The following is a 19,111-nucleotide window of genomic DNA, read 5'->3' as shown; positions in this document are numbered from 1 at the left end:
CGGTTACACCCAGTAGGGCACCCGCGCCCGGTACTGGCGCATGGCGAAGGCCGCCAGCAGCCACCCCACCGCCGTCAACACCAGCACCACCGCCCAGTGCCGCAGCTCCTGATGCGACCCCAGCAGCGGCGCGCGCACGATGTCGAGGTAGTGCAGCAACGGGTTGAGCTCGACGATGCTCGACCAGCGTCCGGCGCCCTGCTGCCGCAGGGTGTCGTCGTTCCAGATGATCGGCGTCATGAAGAACAGCAACTGCACGACCGAGAAGAGCAGCGGGCCGATGTCGCGGTAGCGGGTGGCCAGGATGCCGAAACACAGTGATACCCAAATGCAATTGAGCACGATCAGCGCCAGCGCCGGGATCACCGACAGGTCCGCCCACGACCACGGCTTGGGATAGATCATCGCGATGACGACGTAAATCACGATGTTGTGCGCGAACAAGATCATCTGCCGCCACACCAACCGATAGACGTGCACGCTCAGCGGCGTCGGCAACTGCTTGATCAGCCCCTCGTTGGCGACGAAGACGTCGGCGCCCTCCAGGATCGCGGCGTTGATCAGGTTCCAGATGATCAGCCCCAGCGTCACGTACGGCAGGTGCACGGACAGCTCCAGGTGGAACAGCTTGGAATACAACCCGCCCATCGCCACCGCCGTGGTTCCCGTCGCGATGGTGATCCAGAACGGCCCCAGCACCGAACGGCGGTAGCGCTGCTTGATGTCCTGCCAGCCCAGGTGCAGCCACAGCTCGTGCCGGCGGAAGCCGTCGACCAGGTCGCTGCGGGCTCGGCGCAGGGTGCGCGACTGGGCCGCGGCGTCAAGGAAAGTCATCGAGATCCTCCAGGCTTGCCGAACAGCTCGCGACGTCCCAAGCGCCGCAACCGGATCCATTCGGCCAGCCCCCTCGGGTCGCGACGCGTCACCAGGAAGAACCAGCCGAACCGGACCCACTCCTGCACCAGCAGCTTGCGCAGCCCCGGCTGCGAGAGCAGGTAGCCGCGGTTGCGGTAGGTGAAGAACCGCTTGGTCGCGTCGTCGGGATACTGGGTGTGCATCCGGCCACCGAGGATCGGCCGGAACTCGTCGGATCCGCACGGATGCAGGTAGACCGCGTCCAGGCAGGTGCCGAACGGCAGCCCCGAGCGCACCAGCCGCCGGTGCATCTCCACCTCGTCGCCGCGGATGAACAGCCGCAAATCCGGGACGCCGATCGACTCCAGCGCCGACGCCCGGAACAGCGCGCCGTTGAACAACGACGCAATCCCAGCCAGCAGGTCCTGCCCGGCCTCGGTGCGCAATTCGCTTGCCCGCCTGCGCCATACCAGGCCGCGGCGCAACGGAAACGCCAACCGTTCCGGGTCGTCGAGGTTGCACACCATCGGCGACACCTCGGCCAGGCCGTGTTTGTCGGCGCAGGCCAGCAGCGTGGCCAGCACCCGCGCGTCCTGCGGCCGGCCGTCGTCGTCGGCCAGCCATACCCAGTCGGCGCCCTGGGCCAGCGCATGCAGCATGCCGAGCGCGAAACCGCCTGCGCCGCCAAGATTTCGGCGGGACTGCAGATAGGTGGTCGGAATAGGTTGCGCCGCAACCAGTTCACGGACCCGGCCGTCGTCGCACGCATCGTTGTCGATGACGATGAGGTGGTCCGGCAGCCGGGTCTGGCTGCTCAGCGCGTCGAGGGACTTGGCCAGCTCGTCGGGGCGCCGGTGGGTGACGACGACGGCGAAGACGGTGTCGTTCATGGCTGTTCGGCGGTCTCGGCCAGCACCTCGCGCACGTGCCGGGCGGCGTCCTCGCCCTCGTACGCGCGCACCACGTCCTCGATGCCGCCGGACATGCGGATCTCGCCGTGGTCAATCCACATCGCCGTCTTGCACAGCCGGGCCAGGAATTCGTTGGAGTGGCTGGCGAACACCAGGATTCCGGACCGCTCGACGAGGCCCTGCAGCCGCGACTGGGCCTTCTTCATGAAGTCGGCGTCCACCGCGCCCAATCCCTCGTCGAGCAGCAGGATTTCGGGGTCGATGCTGGTGACCACGCCCATCGCCAGCCGAACCCGCATGCCGGTGGAGTAGGTGCGCAGCGGCATCGACAGGTAGTCGCCCAGCTCGGTGAACTCGGCGATCTCGTCGACCTTGGCCAGCATCTGTTTGCGGGTCTGCCCCAAGAACAGGCCGCGGATGATGATGTTCTCGTAGCCGGAGATCTCCGGGTCCATCCCGACGCCCAGATCGAAGATCGGCGCCACCCGCCCGGTGACCTGGGCCCAGCCCCGGGTGGGTTCGTAGATGCCCGAAAGTAGGCGCAGCAGAGTCGATTTCCCGGCCCCGTTGTGGCCGACCAGGCCCACGCGGTCGCCAAGCTCGAGGGACATGGTGATATCGCGCAGCGCTTCCACCACCACCACGTTGGAGTTGTTACGCCCGATCGTGCCGCCCGCCTTGCCCAGGAAGGCCTTCTTCAGCGACCGCGACTTGGCGTCGAAGATGGGAAACTCCACCCACGCGTTGCGCGTCTCGATATGAGGACCAGAACCCGGCGCCATCGGTGTCGCGTCTGCTTACAGGTACTGGCCGTGCCCGGGCGCGCTGCCCGGCTTGCCGATGCCCGAGGGCAGCGCGCCCTGTCGCATTTTCTCCAGCTGCGCGCGGGCGGCCATCTGCTGGGCGAACAGCGCGGTCTGGATGCCGTGGAACAGTCCCTCCAGCCAGCCGACCAACTGCGCTTGGGCGATGCGCAATTCGGCGTCCGACGGCGCCGCGTCCTCGTTGAAGGGCAGCGTGAGGCGGTCGAGCTCCTCGCGCAGCTCGGGCGCCAGACCCTCTTCCAACTCCCGGATGCTGGTCGCGTGGATCTCGCGCAGCCGGTTGCGGCTGGCGTCGTCCAGCGGTGCGGCCCGCACCTCCTCGAGCAGCTGCTTGATCATGGTCCCGATCCGCATCACCTTGGCGGGCTGCTCGACCAGGTCGGTCAGCGAGCGCTCGTCGGCGTCGTCGTCGTCGACCCCCATCATCCGCGGGTCGACACCACCGATGACTTCGACGCCGTCATCATCGTTGCGGGTACTCAATCCTTCACCATCCTTTGCGGACTATGGGTGTGGCGTCGTGCCTTCTGCGCGCCATTCGTAGATCCGGGCACCGCCATTGTCGTAGATCAGCGCCCACGACTTCGACTTATCCAGTGACACTAGTCCTTCGGGTACGGCGAACCCCCGGACAGTCGGCGTGCTGGTGAGTATGTACCTGATATTGAGGGCTTTAATCGCCGCGACCACGCGCGGATCGGAATCGCCGCGGCGCGCGTACGCCCAGAAGATGAATCGGTTGGGACCCGGGCCCATCTGCTGGGGGTAGTCGTAGTGGGTCCACAGCGGGTGCAGGTCGGCGACCGCGTACATCCACGCCGTGCCGTCGGTGTTGCCGTTGCCGATCAGGGTCTCGTGCGCGCCGGGCAGCTTGGCCAGATAGGCCATGGCCATCAGGTCGCGTTGGTCGATCATCACCGAGTCGTACTTGTCCCCGAACAACACCAGGTGCCGGTACAGGTAGTGGCGGGCGGACAGCATGGTGGTGGCCACCAGCAGCACCGCGGTGGCCGACACCCAGACCGGGGCGGGCAGCGGCCGCCACCGGCGGCCGATCCGTTTGGCGCCGGCCACGCAGGCCGTCACGACCAGAAACAGCGCGAGGCCGGCCATCGGTTCGAGCAGTAGGGTGATGGCGGCCGAGATGCGGCGCGGATCCTTGTAGAAGAACTCGCCGAAGGCGCCGGCCAGCGCGCCGATCGGGCCGCCCAGCGGGTTCCCGGCGTCGACGTTCACCACCACCAGGAGCAGCCACACGGCCAGCGGCCACCAGATCTTCTTGACCAGCAGCACGATTGCGCCGATGGCCGCCAGCGCGATCAGCCCGTACTGGACCGGGAAGTCGTTGAGGTGACGGGAGTGCTGGAACACGGCGTCGAACAGTCCGCGCTTCTTGCTCAGGTAGGTCAGGAAGGAATGCCCGGCGATGATGTCTTCCTGCTGCTGCACGCTGATGAACTGCGGCAGCAGGATCAACCCGGAGATCGCCGTCACGCAGACCAGGGCCGCGACATCGGCCAGCCGGCCGCGCACCGGATGCCACAGCGCGTCCAGCAGCCACCAGGCGATCAGGAACAGCAGCACGATGACGCCGCCGGTGATGTGCACCGACATCACGCCCACCAGCGCCAGCACGGCCGCCGGGATACGGTCCCGGTGCCGCATGGTGGAGGTGATCAGCACGAACGTCGGGATCGCGACGCCGTAGGCGGCCAGGTTGGGCATCGCCGCGACGCCGAACTCGACGTAGGGCACCGCGGTGAAGGACGCGGACAGCACGCCGGCCGTCGCGGCGGCGCCCGCGGTGCGCCATTCGCCCCAGCTCGGACGCAGCAGCCGCCAGGTGAGCAGCGCCGCGCTGGTCGGGACCAACCACACCGACGCCGCGACCGAACTCAACGTGTAGCCGGTGGTGGGCGCCGCGCCGGTGAGTTGGCAGAACACCGCGATCAGGGCATGGAACACCGACGGGTAGTACAGCATCTGGTGCGTCTCCACGTTGCGCAGCTCGCCCATGTGGGTGGACGACGCCTGGCCGGTGTCCAGGATGAACCGCACCTCGTTGGCGTGCCAGACCGCGTCCCAGGTGCTCGGGATGGTCTGCCAGTGGGCGGCCAGGCCGCGGTAGGCCGCCCACATGATCAGGAACGCGCCCAGCAGCACACCGGCCGCCACGGCGGCGGCCGGCCAGCGGCTCACCGCGCGGGCTTCGGCGTCGCGGTCGCGGAAGCGGGCCAGCAGCAGCTGCAAACCGGTCATCAGCAGGCACACGACCACCAGCGCGGCCAGCGCGGTCCAGCCGTTCCACGGTATTCCGATGGCGCCGAACGGAATAATGGCCAGCGCGACCATGCCGTAGGTCAGCGCCGGGCCCACCGCGACAGCGATCGGCCACGTCAACTGACTGATACGTGCGATGATCGCTCCGGGCGCTATCAGCAAAAACAATGCAATGAGCGTTCCGAACCAGAGCCCCACTCGACTAGTATGGCTGGCCGGGTGCCCTGGCTCGGGAGGCCACCGACTGGCCGGAACGTGTGTGGCACCCGCTACCGTCACAGTTTCGCGGAAAAGCGGAAGCTTTAAGGTGGCCTGCATGGCATACGACGTCGCCCGGGTGCGCGGACTGCATCCGTCGCTGGGTGACGGGTGGGTGCACTTCGACGCCCCGGCCGGGATGCTGATCCCCGACTCCGTTGCGACCACCGTGTCGACGGCTTTCCGCAGGTCCGGACCCACCACCGTGGGGGCGCACCCGTCGGCGCAGCGCAGCGCCGCCATCTTGGAGGCGGCCCGGGCGGCGGTGGCCGACCTGTTCAACGCCGAACCCGCGGGCGTGGTGCTCGGCGCCGACCGGGCGATCCTGTTGTCGGCGCTGGCCGAGGCCTCGTCGTCGCGGGCCGGGCTGGGCTACGAGGTGATCGTCAGCCGCCTCGACGACGAAGCCAACATCGCGCCCTGGCTGCGGGCGGCGCACCGGTACGGCGCCAAGGTCAAGTGGGCCGAGATCGACATCGAGACCGGTGAGCTGCCGACCTGGCAGTGGGAGGGGCTGATCGGCAAGTCCACCCGGCTGGTGGCCGTCGCGTCGGCGTCGGCCACGCTGGGCACCGTCACCGACCTGCGGGCGATGACCAAGCTGGTGCACGACGTCGGCGGGCTGGTGGTGGTCGACCATTCCGCCGCGGCGCCCTACCGGCTGCTCGACGTGAAGGAGACCGACGCCGACGTGGTGGCGGTGAACGCCGCCGCGTGGGGCGGCCCGCCGATCGGGGCGATGGTGTTCCGCGACCCGGCGCTGCTGAATTCGTTCAGTTCCATCTCGGCCGACCCCAAAGCGACCGGCGCGGCCCGGCTGGAGATCGGTGCACACCAGTTCGGCCTGCTCGCCGGGGTGGTGGCCAGCATCGAGTACCTGGCCTCGCTGGACGAATCCGCGCGCGGCACCCGGCGCGAACGTCTGGCGGTGTCCATGCAGTCGGCCACCTCGTATCTGAATCGGATCTATGACTACCTGATGGTGTCGCTGCGCTCGCTGCCGCTGGTGATGGTGATCGGGCGCCCGGAGGTGCGCATCCCGGTGGTCAGCTTCGCCTTGCACGGCGTGCCCGCCGAACGCGTCGTACAACGGTTGGCGGACAACGGAATTCTGGCCGTCACCAACGAGAGTTCCCGCGCGCTGGACGTGCTGGGCGTCAACGACGTCGGCGGCGCGGTCACGGTGGGGCTGGCGCACTACTCGACGACGGCCGAGGTCGACCAGTTGGTGCGCGCGCTGGCGTCCCTGGGCTGAACCGTCAGACGGTCAGCACGATCTTCCCGGTGACCTCCGAGGCGACCAGCCGTCGGTGCGCGTCGCCGGCCTGCTGGATGGGCAGCCGGGCGCCGATGATCGGGCGCACCCGGCCGTCGGCGATCATCGGCCACACCGAGGCGGTGACCGCCTGCACGATCTCGGTTTTGCTGTTCGGCCCGCTCACTGGGCGCCCGCGCAGCGTGGTGCCGATCACCCGGGCGCGTTTGGCGAGCAGCTTGCCGATGTTGAGTTCGGCCTTGACGCCGCCCTGCATGCCGATGATGACCAGCTGCCCGTCGGTGGCCAGCGCGTCGATGTTGCGGTCCAGATATGCCGCGCCCATGATGTCGAGAATCACGTCGGCGCCGCCGGTTTCGTCCGCCAGCCGCGCGACGAAGTCTTCGTCGCGGTAGTTGATGGTGATGTCGGCGCCGAGCTCGCGGCAGAAGCCGAGCTTCTCGGCCGACCCGGCGGTGACGGCCACCCGGGCGCCCAGCGCCCGGGCGACCTGGATGGCGTGGCTGCCGATGCCGCTGGCCCCGCCGTGCACCAGCAGCAGTTGGCCGTTGCGCAGGCCCGCGATCAGCACCAGGTTGGACCACACCGTGCAGGCGACCTCGGGCAGCCCGGCCGCATCCACCAGGTCCACCCCGGCGGGGATCGGCAGCAGCTGGCCGGCCGGCACCGCCACGTACTCGGCGTACCCGCCGCCGGCCAGCAGCGCGCAAACCTCTTGCCCCACAGACCATTCCGTGACACCGTCGCCGACCTCGGCGATGACGCCGGACACCTCCATGCCGATGGTTTCGCTGGCGCCCGGTGGCGGCGGGTACTTGCCGGCGGCCTGCAGCACGTCGGCGCGGTTCACGCCGGCGGCGGCCACCTTGACGACGACCTCGCCGGGCCCGGCGGAGACGTCGGCTACTTCTTGCCAGGAAAGCTGATCGGCGGATTCGGCGACGATGGCGCGCATGGTGGCCACGCTACCGAGCCCCGTTACCCTTAGCAGCGGTGGCGTGGCAGAGCGGCCTAATGCACTCGCCTTGAAAGCGAGAGACGGCTAACACCGTCCGGGGGTTCAAATCCCTCCGCCACCGCCGCGCGCTCACTCGACGCTTTGGTGCAGCGTCGGTGCGTAGCGCAGCACCGCGCCCACCCCGTCGGCCGGGGCGATCCGCTCGTCGGTGCGCACCAGGTTGGCGCCCACCTTGATCGCGGAGAACGGCAGCGCCTCGTCGGCGCGCAGCGTCCTGGCCGGGGCGGCGCCCTGCTCGGACAGCACGTTCTCGTTGGGGGCGACGGTGGTCAGGCCCTCGTCGGCGACCACGGTGGCGTCACCGATGTCACCGATGATCAGCGTTTCCACCGCGCCCTGACGCAGCGCCGAGCAAACTGCGTCGAGCCCCTGGGCCGCCAGCCCCGATTGCCGCCCGATCTCGGCGGTAAACCGCTGTGCGGCATCGTCGATGGCGCGCAGCTGACGTTTGACGAACTCGGCCTCGATGGCCCGCTCGATCTCGGTGAAGTCGTGGCCGCTGTGCCGCGCCCCGACCTCGAGTGTCACGGCGCGGTCGTGCAGCCGTTCCGGTAGCGCGGCCAGCAGGTCCGAGCGCGAGCGCACCTCGCCGACCACGAAGATCACGTCGATCGCCTTGTCGTCGGCCAGTTCGGCGACGCGGTCGGCGGCGGCGCGGACGTTCTTGCGGGCGGCCTCCTCGGTGCGCAACTGCGGGTCGCCGTATCCGGCGGTCTCGGCGCCGGCCGCCTTGTGCACCGGGTAGCCGGCGCCGTCGACGGTCTCGCTGCGCAGCGTGCCGCCGATGTGGGTGGTGATGTCGGCGTCGCTGTGGTCCACCACCACCAGCACATAGTCGGGGTGGTCAAAGCTCTGCTCCAAAATCGGTACCAGATAAGGCAATTCGGACACCCGCAATATGGTGGTGGCCGCCGGGCGGGCCAAGTGCTCGTTGATCAGCACGCCGTCGGCGCCCGCGATCACCGCCCGCCCGCTGCGCCCGATCGGCGGGCGCAGGTTCATCACCGCGTCCTCGATGCCGGCGACGATCGGCGCGCCGACGCCGCGGCGTTCCAGGTCTTCTCTGATCGCGCGCCACTTGAGCTCGAGTTGAGCCTCGGCGTCGTGGGTGTCGTGCGAGTCGTCGAAATACACCGAAACGAACGGCCCCGGTGCATCCAGCAGTTTGCGGAAGCGTTGCGAGTCCATGCTTTAGTGGTTGCCCGGCTTGCCGGGGCACAAACCCGCCCTAGTAGCTCCGGTCTCCCTCGCTGTCGTCGAAGAAGTGCCACTGCCCGTCGTGCTCGACTTCCATGCGCCAACCCAGCTCGTTGCCTTCGACCTTCTGGTCGGCGAACCAGGCGTGTGCTTTGTCGGCGCTTTCGATGTCTTTGGTCGCGACGACGTCGCCCTTCGGGTTGAGAACTCGATAGGTAGCCATGGCGGCAGTGTTCCCACTGCCGCGGGCGTCAATCGCGGGGGATGGCGGCGGTGATCGTGTCCATCAGCGCTGTGTACCGGCGCGCTTCCGGGTCGCGTCCGGGTTTGCCGCTGCTGATGACGCCGGCCGCCAGGCCGCGCGCGGGATCGGCCCAGATCGCGATGTTGGTCAGCCCCAGGCTGCCGAACGCGTGCGGCGCGTTGCGCCCGAACGGCCCCCACCGGTTGGTGCCCAGGATGAACCCGGTGCCCCACCGCGCCGGCTGCAGCCCGACCGCGAAATCCGGTCGCAGCCTTCGGCATTCGGCTACGGCGTGGTACATGGTCTCCGGGCTGATCACCCGCACGCCGTCGAGTTCGCCTCCGCGGCGCCAGATCTCGGCGAACCGCGACATCTCGTGTGCGGTCGACACGGTGTTGGACGACGGAATGATGGTCGTCAAGAACATCGGCGAGTTGGTGTAGGGGATCATCTCGTGCACGGTTCCGCCGATCGCCTTGCGGAAGATCTGCGCCACCACGGGGGGCAGGGTGCGCCCGGTGGCGTGACTCGGCGCGACCAACGGCACGTCCTGCTTGGCGACACCGAAGTTGGTCCAGCGGAAGCCCAGCGGGTCGAGGATCTCGGTGGCCAGGATCTCGCGAATCTCCTTGCCGGTGGCCGCATATACGATCTCGCGCACCAGTGGGCCCCAGGTGAGCGCGTGGTACATGTGGAACAGCCCGGGCCGGTAGAGGGGCCGCAGCTCGCCCAGCTTCTGCTGCGCGTACTCGTGGTCGTCGGCGCGGGTGACGTCGGGGCGCGGTCCGGTGGGGAAGGGCAGCCCGGCGCTGTGCGTCATCACGTGCCGGATGGTGATCCGGTGTTTGCCGTGACTGGTGAACGTGGGGATGTAGTCGCAGACCCGGTCGTCGAGGGAGAAGACGCCGCGCTCGACGAGCATGTGCACCACGGTGGCCGCGATCCCCTTGGCCGCCGAGTAGACGCAAAACGGTGTGTCCGGTGTGACCGGGATCTTCTCGGCGTCGGGCGGGTCGGTGGGCGCGTTGCCCCAGCCGTGCCCGATGGCGCGGTTGAGCACCACACGTCCGTGCCGGCGGATGCACAACTGGATGGCCGGATGGAAGCCGCCCTGATACCAGTGCCGGCCGGCCGCCCAGATCCGGTCGACGGCGGCGGCGTCGATCTCGGAGTGGTCCTCGGCGCCGATCGTCGTCACCGCGTCCAGATCGGCGGGCAGGCGGATCTTGCCGTCGAGAGTCGGGGTCGTCACCTCAGCGAGGGTACGTGTCTTACTCGCCGGTGAACTGCGCCGGCCGCTTCTCGAACGTCGCCGCGATGCCCTCGGTGAGGTCCTTGGACGGCAGGAAGGCCGCGTTCCAGGCGGCCACGTAGCGCAGGCTCTCGGCGACGGCCGAAGCGCGCTGCTGGTCGAGGACATCCTTGATGCCGTGCACGGTCAGCGGGGGGTTGGCGGCGATCTCCGCGGCCGTGGCATGCGCGGCGGCCAGGCACGCGTCGGCGTCGGCGTACACGTCGTTGACCAGCCCGATCTTCTCGGCGCGGGCGGCGTCGATGTCCTTGCCGGTCAGCGCGAGCTCGCGCAGGTGGCCGTCGTTGAGGATGTACGGCAGCCGGGCCAGGCTGCCGACGTCGGCGACGATGGCCAGCTTGACCTCGCGCACCGAGAACTTGGCGTCGGCGCTGGCGTAGCGGATGTCGACCGCCGAGATGAGGTCGACGCCGCCGCCGATGCACCAGCCGTGCACCGACGCGATGGTGGGGGTGCGGCAGTCGGCGACGGCGGTGATCGCGCCCTGCATCCGCTTGACCTCGCGGTGGAAGACGGCGCGCGGCCCGGCCAGCGCGTCGCCCGACAGCAGCGGGGTGAACGATCCGCCCATCGCCGGCACGTCCAGGCCGTAGCTGAAGTTCTTGCCGGAACCGGTCAGCACGATGGCCCGCACCTCGGGGTCGGCGTCCAGCGTTTCGAACAGCTCGGGCAGCTCGGACCAGAAGGCCGGCCCCATCGCGTTACCCTTGCCCGGGCCGATCAGCGTCACCTGAGCGACGTGGCCCTTCTTCTCCACGGTGACCGATTCGTATGCTTGCGCCATATCGAGACCGTAGCGTGGCGAACATGGCTCCTGATTTGCGACCCGGACCGGACTCCCCGCCGACCGACGAGCTGGACGGCGCCGAGGCGGCGCTGCGGGTGATGCAGCAGGTGCTGCACCCCATCGCCGCCGACGACATGCCCCGCCCGACCCCGTGCGCGCAGTTCGACGTGACGCGGTTGACGGACCATCTGCTCAAGTCGCTCGAGGCGCTGGGCGGCATGGCCGGCGCCGATTTCCCGGACCATGCGGACAGCGCGGACTCGGTGGAACGCCGGGTGATCGCGGTGGCCCGCCCCGCCCTGGACGCCTGGCGGCAGCGGGGTCTGGACGGCACCGTGTCGTTCGGCGGCGGTGAGATGCCGGCCAGAAATGCCTGCGCCATTCTGGCGCTCGAATTGCTGGTCCACGCTTGGGATTACGCGCGGGCGGTGGGCCGCGACGCCCGGGCGCCCGAGCCGTTGGCCGAATACGTGCTGGGGCTGGCGCACCGGGTCATCCGTCCCGAGGTGCGCGGTCAGGCCGGGTTCGACGACCCGGTCGAGGTGCCCGCCGACGCCGATGCGTTGACCAAGCTGGTCGCGTTCACCGGCCGCAACCCGGCTCGCTAAGCGCGACGCCTTCACCGAACGTGCATTCAGTGCGAAATCCGGCGTGTTTTTTCGCGGCCAGTGCACGCTCGGCGAAGGCCCTAGACCCGCTCTAGGTAGAAGTAGTAGTACTTGCCGTTGTCGCGCACGCCCTTGCCGTTCATGATGCCCATCACGGCGTTGTCGTCGATCTTCTTGAAGTGATCGTGCACCGGCTGCCCGTCGTAGACCATGGTCGCGGTGACCTCGCCGCGGAACTCCTCCAGCCACAGGCTGGCCTCCCCCTTGCCCAGCTCGACGTTGGAGAACTTGTTCCCGTCGGCGTCCAGGCAGACCAGCGGCTGCACATCGCGCGCGGATTTGAAGGTCTTGCCGAACCATCCGGCCTTTTCCAGCTGGCCGTTCATCTTGTGGCCGGTGCGGAATTCGCCGCCCTTCCACTCGCCCAGCATTTCCTCGATGGTCGCGGGCGCGAGTTCCGCCCAGAAGTCGTCGAGCTCACTGTCCGGGATGTCGCCGCTGCGCTCTTTGAACTCGGTGAACTTCTTGCGGGCGAGGTCCACGGGTGACTCCTCAGCGTTCGGTGCGGGCGATCCAATCGCAGGCGAATTGCAACAGGGCGTCGTTTTCGGCCGGCGCCCCAATGGTGACACGGACGCCCTCGGACGCGAACGGACGCACCACCAAGCGCGCGTTCGCGGCCTCCTGCACGAAATCCTCGGTGCGCGACCCGAGCGGCAGCCAGAGGAAGTTCGCCTGCGAGGGCGGTAGCTCGAATCCGGCGTCGCGCAGGGTGGTGCTGACCCGGGTGCGCTCGGCGACCAGCGCGTCGGTGCGGGCCATCAGCTCGCCGGAGGCCTCCAGTGACGCGATGGCGGCGGCCTGCGCGACGTTGGTGACGGCGAACGGCATCACCACCTTGTCCAGCGCGGTGATCAGTTCGGGATGACCGATCGCGTAGCCGACCCGCAGCCCCGCCAGCCCGTATGCCTTCGAAAAGGTCCGCAGCACAACGACATTCGAGCGGCTCAGGGCCAGCTCCAGGCTGTTGGGCAGCAGGCCGTCGCGGATGTATTCGACGTAGGCCTCGTCGATGGCGATCAGGATGTCCGCCGGCACCGCGTCCACGAAGCGGACCAGAGCGTCCGGGTCGACGACGGTGGAGGTCGGGTTGTTCGGGTTGCACACGAAGATCAACCGGGTGCGGTCGGTGATCGCGGCGAGCATAGCGTCCAGGTCGTAGGTGTGCTCGCGCAACGGAACCTTGACGGCGATCGCGCCGGCCACCTGGACGATGGGCAGGTAGCACTCGAAGCTGCGCCAGCCCATCATCACCTCGTCACCGGCTGCGGAGGTGATCTGAACCAGCTGCTGGCACAACGTGACCGAGCCGCTGCCGACCGCGATCTGCTCGGGGGCGACATCGGAACCCAGGTGCATCGCCAGCGCCGCCTTGAGGTCCACGCACGCGTTGTCCGGGTAGCGGTTGACGATGGCTACCGCGCGCTCGATCGCCGCATGCACGCTGGGCAGCGGGCCGTACACGGTCTCGTTGCTGGCCAGTTTGATGGACCCCGGCACGTTCTTGCCGGGCACATACACTGGCAGTCCGGCCAGTTCGGGGCGCAGGCGGGCGGTCACTTCGACAGTTTATGTCCCCACTGTGTACAGTATGGCCGGTTCCGCGAGACCGGAAAGGGGTCGGTACCCTCGGAAAGTCCAAGGGAGGCGTGCCAGAGCGGCCGAATGGGGCTCACTGCTAATGAGTTGTCCCCCTTCAAGGGGACCGGAGGTTCAAATCCTCTCGCCTCCGCTGGGTCCCCTAGCGGAACCACAACTGAAGACAGGCGCCCGTAGCTCAACGGATAGAGCATCTGACTACGGATCAGAAGGTTAGGGGTTCGAATCCCTTCGGGCGCGCTTTTTCAGTCAGCTTTCTTCGCGTCAACGCCCACCGAACGGCCCGCCGAATGGGCCGCCGTACGGTCCCCGCCGCGGCGGTTCGGTCACGGTTTGGGTGACCGTGCTCGTCTCGGTGCTCGGCGACACCGTGACCGTGCTGGGCGGCTCGGTCGTGGTGGGGGTGTCGGTGCTCGACGGCGGGACGGTCTCGGTCACCGTCTGGGTCGGCGCCGGGGCGCCACCGCCGCCGTGGTGCCGGGGTTCGTGGGTCGTGGTGGTCACCGGCGTGGTGGTGGACGGAGTCGTCGTCGTGGTGGTCGCCGCCGGGCCGTGCGCCGGGGAACTCGTCGCCAGCTTGACCGCGGCGAAGACGACCGCGCCGAGCAGCAGCACCCCGAGCGCGCCGAAGGCGACCAGCGCCGCCGGGCGGCGATACCAGGGCGTCGGCGGCTCCGGCGGCGGGCGGTCCTCATACCCGCCGTACTCGCCGTACCCGCCGCCGTATCGGGCGGCCTGGGTGGGCTCGGAGTAGTAGTCCGGTTCCTCGGGATAGGGCGGCACGAAAGAAGATGTTAGACGCTCAGCCCTGCTCGTCGATGAGTCGCAGCGCCCGCTCGAACAAATGCACCGTGGCAGCGTGCAATTGGTCGCCGACCTCCTTCTCGGCCTGGCCCGCGCAGGCCCGGGCCAGCGTCCCCTCGATCACGATGCCCAGCTTGAAGCAGGCCAGCACGGTGTACCAGGCGATGTGCGACAAGTCGCGGCTGGTGTTGGCGGCATAGCGCCGGAACAGCTCGTCGGTGCTGGCCAATCCCTCCTGGCCGCCCAGGGCGTGGCTGAACACGGCCGAACCGTCCGGCTGGCGCCAGGTGGCCAGCAGCCAGCCCAGGTCCAGCAGCGGATCGCCGATCGTGCACATCTCCCAGTCGACGATGGCGACCACCTCGGGCCCGGTGCGGGAGAACATCACGTTGGCCGCGTGGTAGTCGCCGTGCATGATGCCCGGTGTCCAGTGCGCCGGCCGGTGCTGCTCCAGCCACGCCGAAACCTGGTCGATGCCGGGGATCTGCGGCCCGGGATAGCCGTCGTATTGGCTGTAGGACTCCAATTCCGAAAGCCAGCGCGGCACCTGCCGTTCCAGGAAGCCCTCCGGCTTGCCGAAGTCGGCGAGGCCGACGGCCACGTGGTCGACGGCGCCCAGCTTGGCCAGCGCGTCGGCCATCGACAGGCCCATCTGGTGGCGCACCTGCGGATTGCCGGCGTGCAGCGGTGGCAGCCCCTCGCCGGCGTTGAATCCGTCCACCGGTTCCATCAGATAGAACACCGCGTCGCCCAGCACGCCGGGGTCGTCGCACACGGCGATCAGGTGCGGGTGGGGCACATCCGAACCAGCCAGGGCGGCAAGGACTTTCGTCTCCCGCAAAATCACGTTGTTGCTGCGCGGGCGCAGGTGCCGCGGCCCGCGGCGCAACACGTAGGACCGGCCGGCCCGGCTGAACCGCAGCATGACGTTCTGGGTGCCACCGGTCAGGGTGGCGACGTCGTGCAGCGGGCCCTCGCCGAGTCCCTGCGCCGACATCCAGTCGGCGACCGCCGGTAGATCCACCGCGTCCACGGTCATGCCCTCGGGTGAGGTGGGCGTCATCGCACTCCCTTGCAACCTGTCGACCGTCCGGGAAGAAGCCGTCGACCGTCTGGGAAGAAGACTAGGACAGCGGCTGGAACAATGGCCGGTATGCCGCGGACCGACAACGATTCCTGGGACATCACCCAAAGCGTGGGCGCCACCGCACTGGGTGTGGCCGCCGCCCGCGCGGCGGAGACCGAAAGCGAAAACCCGCTCATCAGCGACCCGTTCGCGCGCATTTTCGTCGAGGCCGCCGGCAAGGGGATGTGGAGCATCTATGCCGACCCGGCGCTGCTGACCAAGGCGGACGACCTCGAGCCGGACCTGCGCGGCCGGCTGCAGCTGATGATCGACTTCATGGCCACCCGGACCGCGTTCTTCGACGAGTTCTTCCTCGCCGCGGCCGACGCCGGAGTGCGGCAGGTGGTGATCCTGGCCGCCGGCCTGGACGCGCGCAGCTGGCGGCTGCCGTGGCCGGACGGCACCGTCGTCTACGAGCTCGACCAGCCCAAGGTGCTGGATTTCAAGTCGACCACGTTGCGCGAGCACGGCGCCCAGCCCAAGGCGGAACTGGTCAACGTGCCCATCGATCTGCGTCAGGACTGGCCAAAAGCGTTGCAGGAGGCTGGATTTGACGCCTCGCGGCCGGCGGTGTGGTCGGCCGAAGGGCTGGTTCGTTACCTGCCGGCGCAGGCCCAGGACCTGCTGTTCGAGCGGATCGATGCGCTGAGCGTGCCGGGCAGTCGGCTGGCGTCCAACGTGCCCGACTCGGGATTCACCGATCCCGACCGGCTGGCCCGCCAGCGCGAGGACATGCGGCGGATGCGCGCCGCGGCGGCCAAACTGGTCGACGCCGAGATCACCGACTTCGACGACCTGTGGTATCCCGAGGAGCGCACGCCGGTCGACAGCTGGCTGCGCGAGCGCGGGTGGGACGTCGAGACGGCGACGTTCGCGGAGTTGATGGCCCGCTACGGCCGCAGCGTTCCGCAGGGGGCCCAGGATTCGATGCCGCCCACCCTCTACGTGTCCGCGCAGCGGCGGGTGGGCTGAGTCGAACGCCGACATCGTAAGCGGCGCCGTTAATTTCACGGAGCCGGCGCGGGCCGCCCGAATTCAGCGGCGGTCCCAGGCATAACCAAATGCATGTTTAAACATGGGTCCAACGGGTAATTTCAGCTGTCACGAGAAATCTTCTTCTCGACCACCTTGGAGGTCACGATGCGTGGCAGCGGGATCATCGGAACGGTCGCGTTGGTGTGGTTGCTGATCGGGGTTTTCGCGGCGTGGCAGCGTGATTACTTCAAAAACGACCAAACGACATGCGCGTCGGCGGGCACGGTTGCGGTGACCGTGATCGCCGGACCGTTGAATTACTTCGGCGTCAACCCGAAAGTTACGAATTGCCATCTGCCGCAACCAAGTTCGATGCAATCGATCAACATCTAACTGCGACCCGAAGGAATCGAAATGGTCATCTTAGGAATTGTGCTGCTGGTGCTCGGGTATTTCTTCCACGTGCCCGTGCTGTCCACGCTCGGCATCGTGCTGCTGGTGATCGGCGCGGTGCTGTGGATCCTGGGCTCGATCGGTCGCCCGGTCGCCGGCCGGCGCTACTGGTACTGACCGCCCGGCCGTTTCACAGGCCACGCAAAGGTAAGGCATAGCCGCGGCTCAGCCCGCAGCGGATACTGGGACATGTGAGCCAGCCGCGAGCCTCAGCCGAGCGGGTCGTCATGTGCCGCGCCGACGGCAACCCGATCAATGTCCTCGTCGTCGACGACGAAGCCGTGCTGGCCGAAATGGTGTCGATGGCGCTGCGCTATGAGGGCTGGAACATCGCCACCGCCAGCGACGGCGCCTCGGCCATCGCCGCCGCCCGCAACCAGCGGCCCGACGTGGTGGTCCTCGACGTGATGCTGCCCGACATGAGCGGGCTGGACGTGCTGCACAAGCTGCGGGAGGAGAACCCCCAGCTGCCGGTGCTGTTGCTGACCGCCAAGGACGCGGTGGAGGACCGGATCGCGGGCCTGACCGCCGGCGGCGACGACTACGTCACCAAACCGTTCAGCATCGAAGAGGTGGTGCTTCGGTTGCGGGCCCTGCTGCGGCGCACCGGCGTGACGACCGTGGACAGCGGCGCGCAGCTGGTGGTCGGCGACCTGGTGCTCGACGAGGACAGCCACGAGGTCACCCGCGCCGGTGAGCCGATCTCGTTGACATCCACCGAGTTCGAGCTGTTGCGGTTCATGATGCGCAACTCCAAGCGGGTGCTGAGCAAGGCTCAGATCCTGGACCGGGTGTGGAGCTACGACTTCGGCGGCCGATCCAACATCGTCGAGCTCTACATTTCCTATCTGCGTAAGAAGATCGACAACGGTCGGGAGCCGATGATTCACACCCTGCGCGGCGCGGGTTATGTCCTCAAGCCCGCCCGCTAGGAGCGATCGCAAGCGCGGCGAAGCCGGGCGCGGCGGGTCGCGACCATTGGCTAGGAGCGATCGCAAGCGCGGCGAAGCCGGGCGCGGCGGGTCGCGACCATTGGCTGACACGCGCCGGGTCTGGTCGCTACGGCTGCGGCTGCTGGTCGGACAGATCGTCGTGCTGGCGTTGGTGTGTCTGGGCATCACCGCGGTCACCGAACTGGCGCTGAACCATCACCTGGTCAAGCAGCTCGACGGCCAACTCGCCGGAACCTCGTTCCGTTCGGCGTTGATGTACCCCGAGCCCAACCATCCGCGCCACGAGCACTCGCCGTATCCGAGGCCGGGCCCCGGCCCGCGGTTCCTGGACGCCCCGGGGCAGCCGGCGGGCATGGTCGCCGCGGTGGTCGGCCACGGCAAGACCGTCGACGCCGGCTACCTGACCAGCAGCGGCACCCGGGACGCGCTGACGTCGACCGCCCAAACCCAACTCGAACAGATCGCCGGCAGCCGCGCACCGGTCACCGTGAACCTGGACGGTCTGGGCCGCTACCGCGTCGTCGCCGCCCCCAGCCGCAACGGCAGCGACATCATCGTCACCGGCCTGTCGATGGCCAACATCGACGCCACCTTGATCCGGATGCTGGTCATCTTCGGGATCGTCACCGTGATCGCGCTGGCGGCCGCCACCATCGCCGGGGTGGTGATCATCAGGCGGGCACTGGCGCCGTTGCGCCGGGTGGCACAAACCGCGCGCGAGGTGGCCGACCTGCCGCTGGCCCGCGGCGAGGTCGAATTGCCGGTGCGGGTACGCGAATCCGACGCCAACCCGTCCACCGAGGTGGGCCAGCTCGGCGCCGCGCTCAACCGGATGCTCGACCACATCGCCGACGCGCTGTCGGCGCGCCAGGCCAGCGAGACCCGGGTGCGCCAGTTCGTCGCCGACGCCAGCCACGAACTGCGCACCCCGCTGGCCGCGATCCGCGGCTACACCGAGCTGACCCAGCGCATGGGCGACGACCGCGAGGCGGTGGCACAGGCGATGAGCCGGGTGGCCTCGGAAACCGAGCGGATGACCCGGCTGGTCGAGGACCTGCTGCTACTGGCGCGGCTGGATTCCGGCCGCCCGCTGGAGCGCGAACCGGTCGACCTGTCCCGGCTCGCGGTGGACGCGGTCAACGACGCCCACGTCGCCGGCCCCGACCATCAGTGGGAACTCGACCTGCCCGAGGAACCGGTGGTGGTCACCGGGGACGCGGCGCGGCTGCACCAGGTGCTGACCAACCTGCTCGCCAACGCGCGGGTGCACACCGGCGCGGGCACCGTGGTGACCACCCGGCTGAGCACCGAGCCGGCGCACACCGTGCTGCAGGTCATCGACAACGGGCCGGGCATTCCGGCGGAGCTGCAGTCGGAGGTGTTCGAACGGTTCGCCCGCGGCGACTCCTCGCGGTCGCGCAAGGGCGGCAGCACCGGGCTGGGCCTGGCCATCGTCTCGGCGGTGGTCAAGGCGCACAACGGGACGATCTCGGTGAACAGCTCGCCAGGCCACACCGAGTTCACGGTGCGGTTGCCACCCAACGGATGGCAACCGCACGCGTCGGCGTAGG

General features: G+C 68.6%; 21 protein-coding genes and 3 tRNA genes. 10 read left to right on the top strand and 14 right to left on the bottom strand.

The window, feature by feature from the left end; all coding sequences use genetic code 11:
• Positions 1 to 3: 3 nt before the first annotated feature.
• The 5 genes from wzm to MAA44156_RS01175 all read right to left on the bottom strand — a co-directional run bounded on the left by wzm (position 4) and on the right by MAA44156_RS01175 (position 5,068).
• The gene (gene wzm / locus MAA44156_RS01195) at positions 4 to 834 is read right to left on the bottom strand and encodes a galactan export ABC transporter permease subunit Wzm/RfbD (protein WP_003872597.1); all 831 of its coding nucleotides are present in this window, start codon (positions 832 to 834) and stop codon (positions 4 to 6) included.
• Positions 831 to 1,745 (bottom strand): galactofuranosyltransferase GlfT1, encoded by a 915-nt coding sequence (gene glfT1 / locus MAA44156_RS01190; protein ID WP_009974491.1) that lies wholly within the window; start codon positions 1,743 to 1,745, stop codon positions 831 to 833. The genes wzm and glfT1 overlap by 4 nt, the downstream gene beginning before the upstream one ends.
• Entirely contained in the window at positions 1,742 to 2,548 is an 807-nt protein-coding gene (gene wzt, locus MAA44156_RS01185; protein WP_023862039.1) for a galactan export ABC transporter ATP-binding subunit Wzt/RfbE, read from the bottom strand. The genes glfT1 and wzt overlap by 4 nt, the downstream gene beginning before the upstream one ends.
• 15 nt (positions 2,549 to 2,563) lie before the next feature.
• Complete coding sequence (locus MAA44156_RS01180) at positions 2,564 to 3,016, bottom strand: bacterial proteasome activator family protein (RefSeq protein WP_224110940.1); 453 nt, start codon at positions 3,014 to 3,016, stop codon at positions 2,564 to 2,566.
• A 78-nt stretch (positions 3,017 to 3,094) separates the two neighbouring features.
• The gene (locus MAA44156_RS01175) at positions 3,095 to 5,068 is read right to left on the bottom strand and encodes a DUF6541 family protein (RefSeq protein ID WP_029248345.1); all 1,974 of its coding nucleotides are present in this window, start codon (positions 5,066 to 5,068) and stop codon (positions 3,095 to 3,097) included.
• Positions 5,069 to 5,186: 118 nt separating this feature from the next.
• Between MAA44156_RS01175 and MAA44156_RS01170 the strand changes: the two genes are divergently transcribed.
• Positions 5,187 to 6,383, top strand: a complete 1,197-nt coding sequence (locus MAA44156_RS01170) for a cysteine desulfurase-like protein (protein WP_003872602.1) — start codon at positions 5,187 to 5,189, stop codon at positions 6,381 to 6,383.
• Between the two features lie 4 nt (positions 6,384 to 6,387).
• Here the strand turns inward: MAA44156_RS01170 and MAA44156_RS01165 are convergent, their stop codons facing one another.
• The gene (locus MAA44156_RS01165; protein ID WP_031344654.1) at positions 6,388 to 7,359 is read right to left on the bottom strand and encodes an NAD(P)H-quinone oxidoreductase; all 972 of its coding nucleotides are present in this window, start codon (positions 7,357 to 7,359) and stop codon (positions 6,388 to 6,390) included.
• Positions 7,360 to 7,396: 37 nt separating this feature from the next.
• Between MAA44156_RS01165 and MAA44156_RS01160 the strand changes: the two genes are divergently transcribed.
• A tRNA-Ser gene (locus tag MAA44156_RS01160) sits at positions 7,397 to 7,483 on the top strand.
• A gap of 8 nt (positions 7,484 to 7,491) precedes the next feature.
• Here MAA44156_RS01160 and MAA44156_RS01155 read toward each other — a convergent pair.
• Genes MAA44156_RS01155 through MAA44156_RS01140 form a run of 4 tightly spaced genes read right to left on the bottom strand, consistent with a single transcriptional unit; the run spans position 7,492 to position 10,959 of the window.
• Complete coding sequence (locus MAA44156_RS01155; protein WP_009974499.1) at positions 7,492 to 8,610, bottom strand: Rv2629 family ribosome hibernation factor; 1,119 nt, start codon at positions 8,608 to 8,610, stop codon at positions 7,492 to 7,494.
• A gap of 40 nt (positions 8,611 to 8,650) precedes the next feature.
• A complete protein-coding gene (locus MAA44156_RS01150) occupies positions 8,651 to 8,842 on the bottom strand; it encodes a hypothetical protein (RefSeq protein ID WP_003872605.1) in 192 nt (63 codons plus the stop codon).
• Between the two features lie 28 nt (positions 8,843 to 8,870).
• The gene (gene lipE, locus MAA44156_RS01145) at positions 8,871 to 10,115 is read right to left on the bottom strand and encodes a lipase LipE (RefSeq protein ID WP_009974500.1); all 1,245 of its coding nucleotides are present in this window, start codon (positions 10,113 to 10,115) and stop codon (positions 8,871 to 8,873) included.
• A gap of 19 nt (positions 10,116 to 10,134) precedes the next feature.
• Positions 10,135 to 10,959 (bottom strand): crotonase/enoyl-CoA hydratase family protein, encoded by an 825-nt coding sequence (locus MAA44156_RS01140; RefSeq protein WP_009974502.1) that lies wholly within the window; start codon positions 10,957 to 10,959, stop codon positions 10,135 to 10,137.
• Positions 10,960 to 10,973: 14 nt separating this feature from the next.
• Between MAA44156_RS01140 and MAA44156_RS01135 the strand changes: the two genes are divergently transcribed.
• Positions 10,974 to 11,570, top strand: a complete 597-nt coding sequence (locus MAA44156_RS01135; protein WP_011723422.1) for a TIGR03086 family metal-binding protein — start codon at positions 10,974 to 10,976, stop codon at positions 11,568 to 11,570.
• Positions 11,571 to 11,650: 80 nt separating this feature from the next.
• Here MAA44156_RS01135 and MAA44156_RS01130 read toward each other — a convergent pair whose 3' ends face one another.
• Together MAA44156_RS01130 and hisC are read right to left on the bottom strand one after the other, a co-directional pair.
• Positions 11,651 to 12,112: a DUF4334 domain-containing protein gene (locus tag MAA44156_RS01130; protein ID WP_003872609.1), complete on the bottom strand. Its 462-nt coding sequence runs from the start codon at positions 12,110 to 12,112 to the stop codon at positions 11,651 to 11,653.
• Between the two features lie 10 nt (positions 12,113 to 12,122).
• A complete protein-coding gene (hisC, locus tag MAA44156_RS01125) occupies positions 12,123 to 13,190 on the bottom strand; it encodes a histidinol-phosphate transaminase (RefSeq protein WP_009974504.1) in 1,068 nt (355 codons plus the stop codon).
• An 83-nt stretch (positions 13,191 to 13,273) separates the two neighbouring features.
• On the opposite strand from hisC, the gene MAA44156_RS01120 reads away from it, so the two are divergent.
• Together MAA44156_RS01120 and MAA44156_RS01115 are read left to right on the top strand one after the other, a co-directional pair.
• Positions 13,274 to 13,362 (top strand) — tRNA-Ser (locus MAA44156_RS01120).
• 34 nt (positions 13,363 to 13,396) lie between these two features.
• Positions 13,397 to 13,469 (top strand) — tRNA-Arg (locus MAA44156_RS01115).
• A 24-nt stretch (positions 13,470 to 13,493) separates the two neighbouring features.
• Here the strand turns inward: MAA44156_RS01115 and MAA44156_RS01110 are convergent.
• Positions 13,494 to 14,012, bottom strand: coding sequence for a hypothetical protein (locus tag MAA44156_RS01110; RefSeq protein ID WP_009974505.1), 519 nt, complete (start codon positions 14,010 to 14,012; stop codon positions 13,494 to 13,496).
• Between the two features lie 19 nt (positions 14,013 to 14,031).
• On the bottom strand, positions 14,032 to 15,096 hold the full coding sequence (locus MAA44156_RS01105) for a phosphotransferase family protein (protein ID WP_009974507.1): 1,065 nt from the start codon (positions 15,094 to 15,096) through the stop codon (positions 14,032 to 14,034).
• A 90-nt stretch (positions 15,097 to 15,186) separates the two neighbouring features.
• Here MAA44156_RS01105 and MAA44156_RS01100 point away from each other — a divergent pair, with 90 nt between their 5' ends.
• The 5 genes from MAA44156_RS01100 (at position 15,187) to MAA44156_RS01080 (ending at position 19,110) form a co-directional block, all read left to right on the top strand.
• Positions 15,187 to 16,131 (top strand): class I SAM-dependent methyltransferase, encoded by a 945-nt coding sequence (locus MAA44156_RS01100; protein WP_009974509.1) that lies wholly within the window; start codon positions 15,187 to 15,189, stop codon positions 16,129 to 16,131.
• A gap of 156 nt (positions 16,132 to 16,287) precedes the next feature.
• Complete coding sequence (locus MAA44156_RS01095) at positions 16,288 to 16,527, top strand: hypothetical protein (protein WP_009974510.1); 240 nt, start codon at positions 16,288 to 16,290, stop codon at positions 16,525 to 16,527.
• 21 nt (positions 16,528 to 16,548) lie between these two features.
• Positions 16,549 to 16,704 carry a DUF6131 family protein gene (locus MAA44156_RS01090; RefSeq protein WP_003873402.1) on the top strand — a complete coding sequence of 52 codons (156 nt, stop codon included), beginning with the start codon at positions 16,549 to 16,551 and terminating at the stop codon, positions 16,702 to 16,704.
• A 110-nt stretch (positions 16,705 to 16,814) separates the two neighbouring features.
• Positions 16,815 to 17,519 (top strand): two-component system response regulator TcrX, encoded by a 705-nt coding sequence (gene tcrX, locus MAA44156_RS01085; RefSeq protein ID WP_003876976.1) that lies wholly within the window; start codon positions 16,815 to 16,817, stop codon positions 17,517 to 17,519.
• Positions 17,520 to 17,619: 100 nt separating this feature from the next.
• Positions 17,620 to 19,110, top strand: coding sequence for a sensor histidine kinase (locus MAA44156_RS01080; protein ID WP_009974514.1), 1,491 nt, complete (start codon positions 17,620 to 17,622; stop codon positions 19,108 to 19,110).
• Position 19,111 lies beyond the last annotated feature (1 nt).

It is taken from the genome of Mycobacterium avium subsp. avium (assembly GCF_009741445.1).
Taxonomy (GTDB): domain Bacteria; phylum Actinomycetota; class Actinomycetes; order Mycobacteriales; family Mycobacteriaceae; genus Mycobacterium; species Mycobacterium avium.
Note: the sequence above shows the minus strand (reverse complement) of the source record. Positions and strands in the feature narration are given on the sequence as shown.

Excerpts from the sequence above, each read along its gene's own strand:
- MAA44156_RS01165 (WP_031344654.1), bottom strand. The coding sequence starts at position 7,359 with ATGCGCGCCATCGTCGCCGAATCCGCCGATCAGCTTTCCTGGCAAGAA.
- wzt (WP_023862039.1), bottom strand. The coding sequence starts at position 2,548 with ATGGCGCCGGGTTCTGGTCCTCATATCGAGACGCGCAACGCGTGGGTG.
- wzm (WP_003872597.1), bottom strand. The coding sequence starts at position 834 with ATGACTTTCCTTGACGCCGCGGCCCAGTCGCGCACCCTGCGCCGAGCC.
- MAA44156_RS01170 (WP_003872602.1), top strand. The coding sequence starts at position 5,187 with ATGGCATACGACGTCGCCCGGGTGCGCGGACTGCATCCGTCGCTGGGT.
- MAA44156_RS01180 (WP_224110940.1), bottom strand. The coding sequence starts at position 3,016 with ATGATGGGGGTCGACGACGACGACGCCGACGAGCGCTCGCTGACCGAC.
- MAA44156_RS01100 (WP_009974509.1), top strand. The coding sequence starts at position 15,187 with ATGCCGCGGACCGACAACGATTCCTGGGACATCACCCAAAGCGTGGGC.
- MAA44156_RS01150 (WP_003872605.1), bottom strand. The coding sequence starts at position 8,842 with ATGGCTACCTATCGAGTTCTCAACCCGAAGGGCGACGTCGTCGCGACC.
- MAA44156_RS01155 (WP_009974499.1), bottom strand. The coding sequence starts at position 8,610 with ATGGACTCGCAACGCTTCCGCAAACTGCTGGATGCACCGGGGCCGTTC.
- MAA44156_RS01105 (WP_009974507.1), bottom strand. The coding sequence starts at position 15,096 with ATGACGCCCACCTCACCCGAGGGCATGACCGTGGACGCGGTGGATCTA.
- tcrX (WP_003876976.1), top strand. The coding sequence starts at position 16,815 with ATGTGCCGCGCCGACGGCAACCCGATCAATGTCCTCGTCGTCGACGAC.
- MAA44156_RS01090 (WP_003873402.1), top strand. The coding sequence starts at position 16,549 with ATGGTCATCTTAGGAATTGTGCTGCTGGTGCTCGGGTATTTCTTCCAC.
- glfT1 (WP_009974491.1), bottom strand. The coding sequence starts at position 1,745 with ATGAACGACACCGTCTTCGCCGTCGTCGTCACCCACCGGCGCCCCGAC.
- MAA44156_RS01140 (WP_009974502.1), bottom strand. The coding sequence starts at position 10,959 with ATGGCGCAAGCATACGAATCGGTCACCGTGGAGAAGAAGGGCCACGTC.